Source organism: Rhodococcus jostii RHA1 (assembly GCF_000014565.1).
GTDB lineage: Bacteria > Actinomycetota > Actinomycetes > Mycobacteriales > Mycobacteriaceae > Rhodococcus_F > Rhodococcus_F jostii_A.
In genome coordinates this window covers 6,916,838-6,929,574 of the sequence record NC_008268.1, presented here as the reverse complement: position 1 = coordinate 6,929,574, position 12,737 = coordinate 6,916,838, and the positions used below count along the sequence as shown (strand labels likewise).

The window sequence follows — 12,737 nt, the reverse complement described above, 5'->3', positions numbered from 1 at the left end:
TCCGGGAGCTTACGTCCTTCGGGAGAGCACCGCCCGCACCGGCCGGAGACGACTCCGCGGGACGACGTCGGCCCCCTCCGAGCGCAGCCCTCGTCCCACCCGGAGGCGCCGCTCCCCGACCGCGCGCGGCCGGGCACGCCGGGGCGTCGCACACGACGCGCTCGCCATGCTTGCCGACCGGTAGCTGCCTGCCGGTCCCGGTACCGTGAGCGCATGTCCGACGACCCCCTGGACCACCTCGCCTGGTCGGCATCCGTGGCGCGCACGACGCGGGTGACGCCGAATATGCAGAGGATCACCCTCGCGGGCGGAGATCTCGGTCGATTCGAGTCCAGCGGTCGGCCGGACGAGCGCCTGCTCCTGGCCTTCCCCCCGGACGGCGCGGAGAAGCGCAGCTACACCGTCCGCCGCTGGGACCCGGACGCCCTGGAGATGGACATCGATTTCGCCGTCCACGCGGGCGGAACCGCGGCGCACTGGGCCGCACGCGCGCGCCCGGGTGAGACGCTCGGCTTCTCCACCGCCTCGGGGTGGCACGCGCCACCCGCCGACGCCGAGTGGCAACTCCTCCTCGCCGACATGACGGCACTGCCCGCCGTCGGCCGGATACTCGAGGAACTACCCGGCTCGTCGCGGGTGCACGTCATCGCGGAGGTCACGACCCCCGAGGACCGACAGCAGTTCGCCACCGATGCCGGGGTGACCGTCACGTGGCTGGACGGGAGCGGCAACGGCGCCGGCGACAGTCTGCTCGCCGACGCGGCCCGCGACTGGTCGCGACCGGATGGACCGGGATACGTGTGGTTCGCGGGCGAGGCGAAGGCGTCGCGGGTGGTGCGGCGCTGGTTGCGCCACGACCTGGACTGGGACTCGGACCGATACGACGTCATCGGTTACTGGCGCGACAACAAGGAGGAGTGGGTCGCGCGGTACGAGACGGTGCGTGAACAGATAGAAGCCGCCAGGGACTGCGCCCTGGCGGCCGGTGACGACTTCGACTCGGTGCGCGACGCCGTCGACGCAGCCCTGGATCGGACCGGGCTGTAGCGGCGACGGCGGCGCGTGCGAGCGGATCGTCAGGCGTCGACGAGCTGCTTCGTGGCGTCGACGAGGCTGGCGACGACGTCGGCGACCTGCTGCGCGACCTCGGCGTTCTCGCGCGGGTGCCGGTCACCGAACTTGTCGATGGTGCCGCCGATGGCGAGGGTGACGTCCTCGAGAACCTTGCCGCCGGCGATGCGGACGGCCTTGCGGGTGTCCTCGTGCGCCCACTGTGCACCGTTGCCGCTGGGCGAGGCGCTGATGACGGCGACGGGCTTGTCCTTCACGGCTCCGGTGCCGTACGGCCGGGAGATCCAGTCGATGGCGTTCTTGAGGACGGCGGGGATGGTGCCGTTGTACTCGGGCGTGAGAAGCAGGAGCGCGTCGGCGCGGCCGGCGGCCTCACGCAGCGCCTCGACGGCGGGGATGGAACCGGCGACGTCGATGTCCTCGTTGTAGAAGGGGACGTCTCCGAGGCCGTCGAACACGGTCACCTCGGCACCCGCGGGCGCCACGGCGGTCGCGGTCTCGGCGAGCTGACGGTTGACCGAGGCGGCGCGCAGGCTGCCGACGAGAACGAGAACGTTGGTCTGTGACATGTCAATGATCCTTCGATGGTGCGTAGGGCGATTCGTGAACATGTATAGCAACTAAACGGACCGCGGTCCACTTATGTTCCCGTCACGGTAGGATGCGAAGCGTGACCAGTCCCCTGCTACCCCAGATCGGGGTCGATCCCCCGGAACGCGGAGACGCCGCCCGCAACCGGCGTCTTCTGCTCGATGCTGCGGCCCTGCTGGTCGCGGAACGCGGCGTCGACGCCGTCACGATGGACGCGGTCGCCTGCAGGGCCGGTGTGGGCAAGGGCACAGTGTTCCGCCGGTTCGGCAGTCGGTCGGGCCTCATGCACGCACTCCTCGACCACACCGAACGGGAACTCCAGCAGTCGTTCATGTTCGGTCCACCGCCGCTCGGGCCGGGCGCCGACCCGATCGACCGGCTGATCGCCTACGGGCACGCGCGCATCGCAATCGTGGAGGTGCAGGGCGAGGTCCAGCGCGCGGCCGAGAACTCCGTCGAGTTCCGTTTCGCCGCACCCGCCCGGGCGGTGTCCGTGCGCCACGTCGTGTCGCTGCTTCGCGCGGCCGGGGTGCGGTGCGACCACGAACTGCTCGCCTGTTCACTGCTCGCACCCCTCGAGGCCACGCTGGTACTGCACGAATTGCGCGACCTCGGGATGTCCGTCGAACGGCTCGGCGCCGCATGGGAGGACCTGATCCGGCGCGTCACCCGATGTTGATCCAGAATCCGGACAATTTGTCTAACCTCGGGGAATGCGCACCACCGCCACCGTTCTCGGCCTCCTGACGTTCGCCTCGCTCACCGCCTGCGGCGGCGACGCGCAGCCTGGGCCGCCGGATCCGGCGGGCCGCACCTTCGTGTCCACCTCCGTCGAGGGCGATCCCATTCCCGGCGGTGGGCCGCTCGTGCTCGGCTTCACCGACACCGGACGCCTCTCCGTCGAGGCCGGATGCAATCAGGGCAGCGCCGACGTCGACCTGTCCGGCGGGAAGGTCGTGGCGGGTCCGCTCGCGATGACGTTGATGGCCTGTCCGGGCGAGGCCGCCGGCGCGGACGCCTGGGTGGCGGCACTGCTGGACGCGCAGCCGAACTGGACGCTCGGCGGCGACACACTCACCCTCACCACGCCCACCGGTTCGGTGACGCTGACGGACGAGAAGGTCGTCCGGCCGAATCGGCCCGTCGTCGGGACCACCTGGACGGTCACCGCCCTGATCAGTCCGGACGCGGTCACGACGACGGCGGCGCTGGAGAGGACGGCACCCCAGTTGCTGATCGCCGGCGACGGTTCGGCGTCCGGCTTCACCGGCTGCAACCGCATGACCGGAACCGCGGACGTGCAGCGGAGTTCGATCTCGTTCGGGCCCTGGGCCACCACCCGGATGGCATGCCCCCCGGACGTGTCCGAGGTCGAGCGTGCCGTACTCGCCGCGTTGACCGGGGAGACGGGCTACAGCGTCCATTCGGACTCGCTGCGACTGGTCAACAGCGACGGGATCGGACTGACACTGCGGGCGAGCTAGAGATCCGCCAGCCAGCGACCGAGTTCCCGGGCGCTCGAATCGATCCGGGCGGGCCAGTCCAGTGCCGAGTCGTCGGCCGTGTCGCTGACGTGCTTGACCAGCCGGCACCGGGCGCCGCCGCGAGCGCTGGCATAGGCGACGGCGAAACCCTCCATGTCGACGAGGTCGGCTCTGCGGGCGAGCACGTCGCGCACGCCGGCGTCGGACACGAACAGATCGCCGGTCGCGAGCACCGAACCGTCGCCGTCCGGCAGGGCGAGGAGATCGGCCACGTCGTGCCCGAGTGCCCGGATGGCGTCGCCACTGATGTCGTGGTTGAGGACGGTGGATGGCGTGAACAGGCCGCTGTGATGCTCGTGCAACGCACCGGCGGTGCCGATGTTGACGACGAGCGGCTTGTCCGTTCGCGGATAGTCGGCGAGTGCGGACGCCACGGCCACGGCGGCGCTCACCTTGCCGATCCCGGTGATCAAGACCTCGAACTCGGACGGGACGTGCACGGCCTCCGCCTTGGTCGCGCTGACCACCAGAACGTCCGATCTACTCATGCGCGGAACCGTACCCTGCGTTCGTCAGGGGCACTCGCTAGAGTTCTGTCATGGCTAATCTACGTGCGCAGATCCTCGAGGAACTCGGTGCCCGGCCCACCATCGATGCGGCCGACGAGATCCGCAAACGTGTTCAATTCCTGAAGGACTACCTGCTGTCGACCCCGGCCAAGGGATTCGTCCTGGGCATCAGCGGCGGTCAGGACAGCACCCTCACCGGACGCCTCGCCCAGCTCGCGGCGAGCGAACTGCGCGACGAGGGCCACGACGCCGAGTTCGTCGCCGTGCGGCTGCCCTACGGCACCCAGGCAGACGAGTCCGACGCGCAGATCTCCCTCGACTTCATCAAGCCCGACCGGTCGGTGGTCGTCAACGTGAAGCCCGGTGCGGACGCCACCGCGAAGGAGTCGTCCGAGGCGCTGCGCCACATCATCGGCGACGGCGGCGAACTCCGCGACTTCGTCCGCGGAAACATCAAGGCCCGCGAACGCATGGTGATCCAGTACTCGATCGCCGGACAGCTCGGGTATCTCGTCGTCGGCACCGACCATGCCGCCGAGGCGATCACCGGCTTCTTCACCAAGTTCGGCGACGGCGGCGTGGACGTCACCCCGCTGACCGGGTTGTCCAAGCGTCAGGGCGCCGCGCTCCTGCGAGAACTCGGCGCACCCGAGAGCACGTGGAAGAAGGTCCCCACCGCCGACCTCGAGGACGATCGGCCCGCCCTCCCCGACGAGGAAGCGCTGGGAGTCACGTACGCCCAGATCGACGACTACCTCGAAGGCAAGGACGTGCCGGACGCCGTCGCGCAGAAGCTGGAGACGATGTTCCTGAATACCCGCCACAAGCGGGCGGTCCCGGTGACCCCGCTCGACACGTGGTGGCGGTGACCCGATGGTCCAGGCGCTCGTCGCGGGCGGTACCGGCACTGTAGGCAGGCAGGTGGTCAAGGAGTTCCTCGCGCGCGGTCACTCCGTCCGTGTTCTGACCCGGCACGGCGGTGCGCCGGGCAGCGAGATCGCCCATTTCCATGGTGATCTCGTCACCGGTGACGGCCTCGCGGAGGCACTCGACGGTGTCGACGTCGTGGTGGACACCACCGACGGCAAGACCCGCGGCACCCGGGCCGTGCTGGAGAAGGGCGCCGAGAACCTCCTCGCCACCGCGGACGGCGCGGGGGTCGGACGCGCCGTGCTGCTCTCCATCGTCAACGTCGACCGCAGCGCATTCCCCTATTACCAGGCGAAGCGGAAGCAGGAACGGGTCTACGAGAGCGCCGCGGTGGCGACGTCGATCGTGCGGGCGACCCAGTTCCACGACTTCATTCCCATGATCGCGAGGCCGGCGAGCCGGGCCGGGTTGATCCCCGCGTTCTCCAAGACGAGCTTCCAGACCATCGACACCAGGGATGTCGCGACCGCGCTGGTCGACGCCGCCCTGGCCGCCGAACCGGCGCCGGAGGGGACGATCACGATCGGTGGACCGGAGGTTCGCACCGCACGCGATCTGACGGCGGCATGGAAGAAGGCCACCGGGACGCACGGATTCGTCGTGACCGTGCCCCTTCCGGGCGCGATGGGTCAGTTCTTTCGGGACGGGTCGAACCTGGTGCCCGACAATCGGTTCGGAACGATCACGTTCGACCGGTGGCTGGCCGACTCCGTGAACGCGGCCCGCTAGCCGCCTGCGAACGGCGGCAGGACGTCCACCTGCGTGCCGGCGCTGCGGGTCAGGTCGCGCGTCAGCTCGGAGTCCACCAGGAAAGCGGAGACCGACAGCACCTGCTGCATGTCGGGGCCGTACTTGGCCAGGAGATGTTCCTTCACCTGGCCGAGGTCGGCGCCGGCGGGGAGGTCGAGAGTTTCCTTGGTGCAGCCCGCCGCGTCGGCGGCGGCCGCGAAGTACCGAACGGAAATGCCTGTCACGTCAACCACCGATAGCTCCCATGCTGCGTTGCGGCGGGGCGAAGCCGTCCGCGTTGATTCCGTGGCCTGCCCACTTGTTCCACATCGCGCCGCGCCACAACTGCGCCAATTCCTCGTCGCCCGCCCCCGACCGCAGGGCCGCCCGCAGGTCGATCTCCTGGTCGCTGAACAGGCACGACCGTACCGTTCCCTCGGCCGTGAGACGGGTGCGGTCGCAGTCCGAGCAGAACGAGCGGGTGACGGACGCGATGATCCCGACCGTGGCCGGTCCGCCGTCGACGAGCCACTCCTCGGCGGGCGCCGACGGATCTTCTCTCCCGTGTTCGGTGAGGGTGAATCGTTCGCCGAGGACGGCCAGTAACCGATCGGCGGCAACCATGTTCTCGCGTGCCCACTCGTGATCGGCGTCGAGCGGCATCTCCTCGATGAACCGCAGCGCGACGCCCTCGCTCAGGCACCATTCCAGGAGATCGGCGGCTCCACTGAGCGTTTCGGGCATGAGCACCGCATTGATCTTCAGCGGCGCCAGTCCCGCCCGGGCGGCGGCGCGGATACCGGCGATCACCGACGGCAGCCGGTCGCGCCGCGTCAGTCTCGCGAAGTGCTCACGATCGACCGAATCGAGGGAGACGTTGACCCGCGTCAGTCCAGCTCGGGCGAGCCCGGCCGCGCGGTGCTCGAGACCGACCGCGTTGGTGGTCATCGCGAGCGGGATCCCCGGTGCACGCTCGGCGCACCCGGCGATCATCTGCTCGAGATCCACCCGCATCAGCGGCTCGCCCCCGGTGAACCGCACCTCGCGCACACCGAGCCGGTGGACGGCGATGTCGACGAGCCGGACGATCTCGTTCGCGGTGAGGAGGTTCTCCGCCGGAATGGCGGGCAGGCCCTCCTCGGGCATGCAGTACGTGCAGCGCAGCGAACACTTCTCGGTGATGGACACCCGCAGGTCACGCGCGACCCGGCCGAACCGGTCGACCAGCTGGTCGACGTCGGGCCTGCCTGCGAGCGAGACCGACGACCGGACGGTCGGGATACCCATCGCCACCGCCGTCATCGAGTTGCCTTTCCCTGCATCTGTCCAGTATGCCGCGAGGGGGTGACCGTTGTCCGGCGCGGTGCCCTCGTCGCCGGTTGGTGGGATGCCTAGGATTGGTGACCATGGCCGGAGGAACATCGTGACCGCACGCTCTGTGGAGCAGCACGCCCAGCACGTCGCCGAACTCCTCGCGACGCTCCATGAGCGCCCGGCCGAGGAGATTCCGCTCGGCGAGGCGCTCGGGCGCGCCCTCGCCGCCGACGTCCACTCCCCCGTCGACCTGCCGTTGTTCCGGAATTCGCAGATGGACGGATACGCGGTCGACGCCGCGTCCGTCGCGTCGGTCCCGGCCGTGCTGCCGGTGCTGGGCGTGATCGCCGCGGGACCGGCCGGCGCCACCGCCCACACACCCGGGACCGCATACCGGATCATGACCGGTGCGCCGATCCCCGACGGCGCCGACGCCGTCGTCCCGGTGGAGGACACGCAGACCACGGACGGACAGGTTCGCATCGAACGCTCGCGCACCGCGGGCGAATTCGTGCGCGAGCGCGGTAGCGACGTCCGGGAGGGCACGCTCCTGCTGCCCGCCGGCAGTGTTCTCGCCGCCCGGCACATCGCCGTCCTCGCCGCCGTCGGCCTGCAGCGTGTCCCGGTGCGTCCGCGTCCCCGCATCGCCGTGATCACCACGGGCGCGGAACTGGTGGACGCGGGGACCACACTGCACCCCGGAGAGATCTACGACTCCAACGGAATCGCCCTCGCGTCGAGCGCCAGGGCCAACGGCGCCGAGGTCGTTTCGATCACCCGCAGCGGCGACGACCCGGCCGAGTTCCGGACCCTGCTCGCGGAGGCGACCACCACCGCCGATCTGGTCCTCACCTCCGGCGGGGTGTCGATGGGCGACTTCGAGGTGGTCAAGGAGACGCTCTCGCCGCTCGGCGCACAGTTCGGTCACGTCGCGATGCAACCGGGCGGCCCGCAGGGCACCGCCGTCGTGGACGGAACGCCCGTCCTCAACTTTCCCGGGAACCCGGTGAGCACCCTCGTCTCGTTCGAGGTGTTCGCGCGTCCCGAGATCCGGCGCGCGGCGGGGCTCCCCCCGACCGAACCCGAGGAGCTGCCGCTTGCCGCGGCCGTCACCTCCATTCCCGGCAAGCGGCAATTCCTCCGCGCACGCCGCACCGACGCCGGAGTCGAACTCGTGTCCGGCCCCGGTTCCCATCTCGTCGCCGCGATGGCATGGGCGGACGTCCTCCTCGACGTTCCCGCCGACGTCACCGCGCTCGACGCCGGACAACTCGTGAAGGTGATCCCCCTATGAGCGACCTGACGCACCTCGACAGTGAGGGCCGCGCCCGCATGGTCGATGTGAGCGCGAAAGCGGACACGACCCGAATTGCGGTGGCCGCCGGGCAATTGGTCACCACACCCGCGGTGATCGAACTGGTCCGCGCCGACGATCTGCCCAAGGCGGACGTTCTCGCGACGGCCAGGATCGCCGGGATCGCGGGGGCGAAGAAGACGTCCGAGCTGATTCCGCTGTGCCATCAGCTCGCGCTGTCGTCGGTGAAACTGGAGTTCGGGTTCACGGGCGACGCCATCACGATCGAGGCCACCGCGAAGACGAAGGGCCCGACGGGCGTCGAGATGGAGGCCCTCACCGCCGTGGCGGTAGCCGGGTTGACGTTGCACGACATGGTGAAAGCCGTCGACCCCGCCGCGACACTGGACGGTGTCCGATTGCTCACCAAGGACGGCGGCAAACGCGGACACTGGACGCGTGAGCAGCAGAGTCCCGAAACCCCCACGGTGACACCGCGGTCCGCGGCCGTACTGGTCGCCTCGACCGGCGGCGCCAAGGGCACACGGGTAGACACGACCGGCCCGGTGATCGCCGCGTGGCTCGAGGACCGCGGCTTCACCACCCGGGGCCCGCTGGTCTATGCGGACGCCGACATCGCCGTCGGCCTCGCCGACGCACTGTCCGGCAATCCGGCGCTGATCATCAGTACCGGCGGTACCGGCGTCTCCCCCACGGATGCCACCCCGGAGGCCACCCGTGCGGTGCTCGACCGAGAACTCCCCGGTGTGGCCGACGCCATCCGGAACCGCGGGACGGAGGTGACGCCGCACGCCTCGCTGAGCCGCGGACTCGCCGGTGTGGCGAACGGCACAGTCGTGGTGAATCTGCCCGGCTCACCGGGTGGCGTCAAGGACGGATTGTCCGTCCTCGACCCCATCGTCGACCACCTTCTCGCTCAGGTCGCAGGCGGAGGTGCGCACGATGAGTGACATCCTCGCCCAGATCTCGGATCAGCCCCTCGATCCCGCCGTCGTCGACGCCGTCGTGGCCGGGCCCGAGCATGGCGCCGTGGTGGTGTTTACCGGCGTCGTCCGCAACCACGATGGCGGACAATCCGTTTCGGCCCTCGAGTACCAGTCGCACCCGGACGCCGAGCGCTTCCTCCGTACCGTCTGCGAGGAGGTCGCGGCGTCGACCGGACTGCCCGTGGCCGCCGTCCACCGGGTCGGGTCCCTCACCGTCGGCGACCTCGCGGTGGTCGCCGCGGTCGCCGCACCACACCGCGCCCAGGCGTTCGCCGCGTGCGCCGAACTGGTCGAACGGATCAAGCACGAGGTACCCATCTGGAAGCGGCAGAAGTTCGCCGACGGGGCCTCGGAATGGGTCGGTTTGTGAGTCCTTGGTCGGACCGGTCGGCTGTCACCGGGTAGAGTGGCGATCACTAGGTGACCACGACGGTCATCGAGCGTCGTAGAACGCATTCAGTTCGGTCACCCGAATCCTGTTGGATGTGCACCACCGCATCCGCTCTTCTTACGGCGAAGAAGCTTGCCGACCGGCAACGCCGCCAACCTGTGCTCGAGCTCCGACGGAGACCTTCCGTATCGGCCCTCCGGGCACAACCCTGTGCCCGAAAGGCCTGACCACTTGTCTGATACACATACTCCCGACACGACGTTCGCTGCGCTCGGCGTCCGCGAACCACTGGTGAAAGCACTCGCCGACAAGGGGATCACCTCCCCGTTCCCGATCCAGGTCGACACCCTCCCCGACACGCTGTCGGGCCGCGACGTGCTCGGCCGGGGCAAGACGGGCAGCGGTAAGACGCTCGCCTTCTCCATTCCGATGGTGTCCCGCCTCGCGGGCGAACTGTCCGGCGGAAAGCGCCGCCCGGGCCGCCCGGTGGGCCTGATCCTGGCCCCCACCCGTGAGCTCGCCACGCAGATCACCGCAGCCCTCGAGCCCCTCGCCGCCGCCTACGACCTGCGGGTCACCACCATCTTCGGTGGTGTCTCCCAGAACCGTCAGGTGAGCGCTCTCAAGGCCGGCGTCGACATCGTCGTCGCGTGCCCCGGACGGCTCGAAGACCTGATGAAGCAGAAGTTCGTGAGCCTCGACGCCGTCGAGATCACCGTGCTCGACGAGGCCGATCACATGGCCGACCTCGGCTTTCTGCCCGTCGTCACCCGCATCCTCACCGCGACCCCCCAGCACGGGCAGCGGCTGCTGTTCTCCGCCACGCTGGACAACGGCGTCGACAAGCTGGTGAAGCGGTTCCTGAAGAACGAGGTCCTGCACTCGGTCGACGAGGCGAACTCGCCCGTCGCCGCCATGACGCACCACGTGTTCGACGTGGACGGCGTCGAAGCCAAGCGGAAGCTGGTCGAGCGGCTGGCGTCCGGAACCGGACGCCGGATCCTGTTCATGCGCACCAAGCACCAGGCCCGCAAGCTGGCCCGTCAGCTCACCGAGGCGGGAATCCCCTCGGTCGACCTGCACGGCAACCTGTCGCAGGCGGCCCGTGACCGCAACCTCGCGTCGTTCTCCGCCGGTGAGGCACGCGTGCTGGTGGCCACCGACGTCGCAGCGCGCGGCGTCCACGTCGACGACGTGCAGTTGGTCGTCCACGTCGATCCGCCCGCCGAGCACAAGGCATACCTGCACCGTTCCGGTCGCACCGCACGCGCGGGCAGCGCCGGCGACGTCGTGACGGTCGTGCTGCCCGAGCAGCGCAAGGACCTCGCGGTCCTGATGCGCAAGGCCGCGATCAAGGTGACCCCCCTCCGCAGCACCGCGGATTCCGCGCACGTGCTCGACCTGGTCGGCGCCATCGCACCGCACGTCACCCCCGCCCCCAAGGCGGCGGCGCCGGCGTCGAACGGCGGCGGACGCAATCAGCGACCGGGCGGCGCCCAGGGTGGACGCGGCGGTCAGGACGGTCGCGCACACGGCCAGGGCGGCGGGGCACGTCGCTCCCGCTCCGGCGGTGCCGGACGCCCGCGCGCCGCGTCGTCCACGGGCGGTGGAACCCGCACGGCGTCCGCGGCCGGCTCACGCCGCCGTCAGGGCTAGAACTTTTCGAGGTGGACGGCGTCGGCCAGTGGCCGGCGCCCCCGCCACCCGAAGCGCTCGAGGTCCGGCACCTGCTGGAACTCGGCAACCTTCCCCACGCACAGCCAGGCGATGGGGCGCACCGGGTCGGGGATGCCCAGCAGTTCGGTGAGATACGGCTCGTCGTAGAACGACACCCAGCCGACGCCGACGTTCTCGGCTGCCGCGGCGAGCCACAGGTTCTGGATCGCGAGCACCGCGGAGAACAGACCGGTGTCGTCGACCGTGTGCCTGCCGAGGATGTGTTCGCCCCCTCGGCTCCGGTCGTAGGTGACGACGACTCCCATACCGCTCTCGCAGATCCCCTCGATCTTGATGGGATCGAACTTCTTCTTCCGGTCCTCGGGCAGCGAGTCCGCGAAACGCCGCCGGGCGCCGGCCACATGATCGGCGAACGTGGTCAGCGTCGCGGTGTCGCGCACGACGACGAAATCCCACGGCTGCGTGTTGCCCACGCTGGGGGCGCAGTGCGCCGCACCCAGGATGCGGTCGAGCACGGCGGCCGCGATCGGCTCCCCGGTGAACTCGGCCCGCACGTCGCGGCGACGACGGATCGCGTCGTACACGGACAGCGCGGGCTCGGGATTCGTTTCAGGACTACACACAGACTCGGTCACGCGGTCACGGTATAGCGGTGCACGCCCAGCATCGCGCCGGGGTCCGCCTCGTCTCCCTCCGCCACGACGCAGTCCGCGAGCCGGGTCCGCACGTGCTCGGCCTCGATATCGGCGCCGATGAGCACCAGCTGGGTCGCCCGCTCCTCGCCGGGTTCCCAGCGCGTCGACGTGAATCTGATGTGCGGGCCGACCGTCTGCACTTCGAACTTCCGCGACTGTCCTGGCACCGCGAAGTGCACGAATCCCTTGATCCGGTAGATCCCGACCGGTCGCTTCTCGAGGAACTCGACGAGCCGACGCGGATCGATCGGGTCGTCGGAGGCGAAATCGACTGCCTCGTAGGACGAGTGCAGGTGATCGTGGTCTTCGCAGTGATCGTGCTGGTCGAGCAGGAGCTGGTCGAGGGTGAGCTGCTCCCCCGCCGCCGGTTCACGCCCGGGTTCACGGTCGAACAGCAGGGTGGGCTCGATCCTGCCGTGTGCGGTGGTCAGGACGGGCGCGCGGTCGTTGTAGTCGCGGACCATCGCCTGCACGGCGGCGCGTCGGCCGTCGTCGATGCGGTCCGTCTTGTTCAGAATCACGAGGTCGGCGAGCGTGACGTGCTTGCCGAGGTCCGGGTGCTGCGCCGACATGTCCTCGAACTGCTCACCGTCGACCATCACGACGAGGCCGCCGTACACGACGTGCGGGTTGGTGCTGCCGAGAACGAGCCGAATCATGTTGCGCGGCTCGGCAAGTCCGCTCGCCTCGACGATGATGACGTCGATCTGCGACGTGGGATGGGCGAGGCGGTCCAGCATCTCGTCCATGTCGCTGACGTCCACGGCGCAGCACATGCAGCCGTTGCTCAGCGACACCATGGAATCGACCTGACCGGCCACCAGCATCGAATCGATGTTCACGGCGCCGAAGTCGTTGACGATGACGCCGACCCGGACCCCGCGGTTGTTGCGCAGCACGTGGTTGAGCAGTGTCGTCTTTCCCGAACCGAGGAATCCGGCGACGATGACGACGGGAATCCGCTTCTTCGCCAACGCTGCGACCT

Annotated in this window: 15 protein-coding genes; 9 read left to right on the top strand and 6 right to left on the bottom strand. The window is 69.6% G+C overall.

Going from position 1 to position 12,737, the window contains the following annotated elements:
- The first annotated feature begins 213 nt into the window (after positions 1 to 213).
- Positions 214 to 1,047, top strand: a complete 834-nt coding sequence (locus tag RHA1_RS31480) for a siderophore-interacting protein (protein WP_050787433.1) — start codon at positions 214 to 216, stop codon at positions 1,045 to 1,047.
- Positions 1,048 to 1,076: 29 nt separating this feature from the next.
- Here the strand turns inward: RHA1_RS31480 and RHA1_RS31475 are convergent, their stop codons facing one another.
- Positions 1,077 to 1,640, bottom strand: coding sequence for an NAD(P)H-dependent oxidoreductase (locus RHA1_RS31475; protein WP_011598339.1), 564 nt, complete (start codon positions 1,638 to 1,640; stop codon positions 1,077 to 1,079).
- Positions 1,641 to 1,741: 101 nt separating this feature from the next.
- Between RHA1_RS31475 and RHA1_RS31470 the strand changes: the two genes are divergently transcribed.
- Positions 1,742 to 2,341, top strand: coding sequence for a TetR/AcrR family transcriptional regulator (locus RHA1_RS31470; protein WP_011598338.1), 600 nt, complete (start codon positions 1,742 to 1,744; stop codon positions 2,339 to 2,341).
- A 34-nt stretch (positions 2,342 to 2,375) separates the two neighbouring features.
- Positions 2,376 to 3,146, top strand: a complete 771-nt coding sequence (locus RHA1_RS31465) for an META domain-containing protein (protein ID WP_011598337.1) — start codon at positions 2,376 to 2,378, stop codon at positions 3,144 to 3,146.
- On the opposite strand, the gene RHA1_RS31460 is transcribed toward RHA1_RS31465, so the two are convergent.
- Positions 3,143 to 3,694 carry a nucleosidase gene (locus RHA1_RS31460; protein WP_011598336.1) on the bottom strand — a complete coding sequence of 184 codons (552 nt, stop codon included), beginning with the start codon at positions 3,692 to 3,694 and terminating at the stop codon, positions 3,143 to 3,145. The two genes, RHA1_RS31465 and RHA1_RS31460, sit on opposite strands and share 4 nt — an antisense overlap.
- A gap of 50 nt (positions 3,695 to 3,744) precedes the next feature.
- Between RHA1_RS31460 and nadE the strand changes: the two genes are divergently transcribed.
- Together nadE and RHA1_RS31450 are read left to right on the top strand one after the other, a co-directional pair.
- Complete coding sequence (gene nadE / locus RHA1_RS31455) at positions 3,745 to 4,584, top strand: NAD(+) synthase (protein WP_009479629.1); 840 nt, start codon at positions 3,745 to 3,747, stop codon at positions 4,582 to 4,584.
- Positions 4,585 to 4,588: 4 nt separating this feature from the next.
- The gene (locus RHA1_RS31450; RefSeq protein WP_011598335.1) at positions 4,589 to 5,374 is read left to right on the top strand and encodes an SDR family oxidoreductase; all 786 of its coding nucleotides are present in this window, start codon (positions 4,589 to 4,591) and stop codon (positions 5,372 to 5,374) included.
- On the opposite strand, the gene RHA1_RS31445 is transcribed toward RHA1_RS31450, so the two are convergent.
- A complete protein-coding gene (locus RHA1_RS31445; protein ID WP_009479627.1) occupies positions 5,371 to 5,628 on the bottom strand; it encodes a MoaD/ThiS family protein in 258 nt (85 codons plus the stop codon). The genes RHA1_RS31450 and RHA1_RS31445 overlap by 4 nt on opposite strands.
- Complete coding sequence (gene moaA, locus RHA1_RS31440) at positions 5,621 to 6,676, bottom strand: GTP 3',8-cyclase MoaA (RefSeq protein ID WP_011598333.1); 1,056 nt, start codon at positions 6,674 to 6,676, stop codon at positions 5,621 to 5,623. The genes RHA1_RS31445 and moaA overlap by 8 nt, the downstream gene beginning before the upstream one ends.
- A 121-nt stretch (positions 6,677 to 6,797) precedes the next feature.
- On the opposite strand from moaA, the gene RHA1_RS31435 reads away from it, so the two are divergent.
- The 4 genes from RHA1_RS31435 to RHA1_RS31420 all read left to right on the top strand — a co-directional run bounded on the left by RHA1_RS31435 (position 6,798) and on the right by RHA1_RS31420 (position 11,036).
- The gene (locus tag RHA1_RS31435; protein ID WP_011598332.1) at positions 6,798 to 7,982 is read left to right on the top strand and encodes a molybdopterin molybdotransferase MoeA; all 1,185 of its coding nucleotides are present in this window, start codon (positions 6,798 to 6,800) and stop codon (positions 7,980 to 7,982) included.
- On the top strand, positions 7,979 to 8,953 hold the full coding sequence (gene moaCB / locus RHA1_RS31430) for a bifunctional molybdenum cofactor biosynthesis protein MoaC/MoaB (protein ID WP_011598331.1): 975 nt from the start codon (positions 7,979 to 7,981) through the stop codon (positions 8,951 to 8,953). Before RHA1_RS31435 ends, moaCB begins: the two co-directional genes overlap by 4 nt.
- Positions 8,946 to 9,359: a molybdenum cofactor biosynthesis protein MoaE gene (locus RHA1_RS31425; protein WP_011598330.1), complete on the top strand. Its 414-nt coding sequence runs from the start codon at positions 8,946 to 8,948 to the stop codon at positions 9,357 to 9,359. The genes moaCB and RHA1_RS31425 overlap by 8 nt, the downstream gene beginning before the upstream one ends.
- A gap of 252 nt (positions 9,360 to 9,611) precedes the next feature.
- Positions 9,612 to 11,036 (top strand): DEAD/DEAH box helicase, encoded by a 1,425-nt coding sequence (locus RHA1_RS31420; protein WP_193384942.1) that lies wholly within the window; start codon positions 9,612 to 9,614, stop codon positions 11,034 to 11,036.
- Here the strand turns inward: RHA1_RS31420 and bluB are convergent.
- Together bluB and RHA1_RS31410 are read right to left on the bottom strand one after the other, a co-directional pair.
- Positions 11,033 to 11,692, bottom strand: coding sequence for a 5,6-dimethylbenzimidazole synthase (bluB, locus tag RHA1_RS31415; protein ID WP_011598328.1), 660 nt, complete (start codon positions 11,690 to 11,692; stop codon positions 11,033 to 11,035). The genes RHA1_RS31420 and bluB overlap by 4 nt on opposite strands.
- Positions 11,689 to 12,726 carry a CobW family GTP-binding protein gene (locus tag RHA1_RS31410; protein ID WP_011598327.1) on the bottom strand — a complete coding sequence of 346 codons (1,038 nt, stop codon included), beginning with the start codon at positions 12,724 to 12,726 and terminating at the stop codon, positions 11,689 to 11,691. Before RHA1_RS31410 ends, bluB begins: the two co-directional genes overlap by 4 nt.
- Positions 12,727 to 12,737 lie beyond the last annotated feature (11 nt).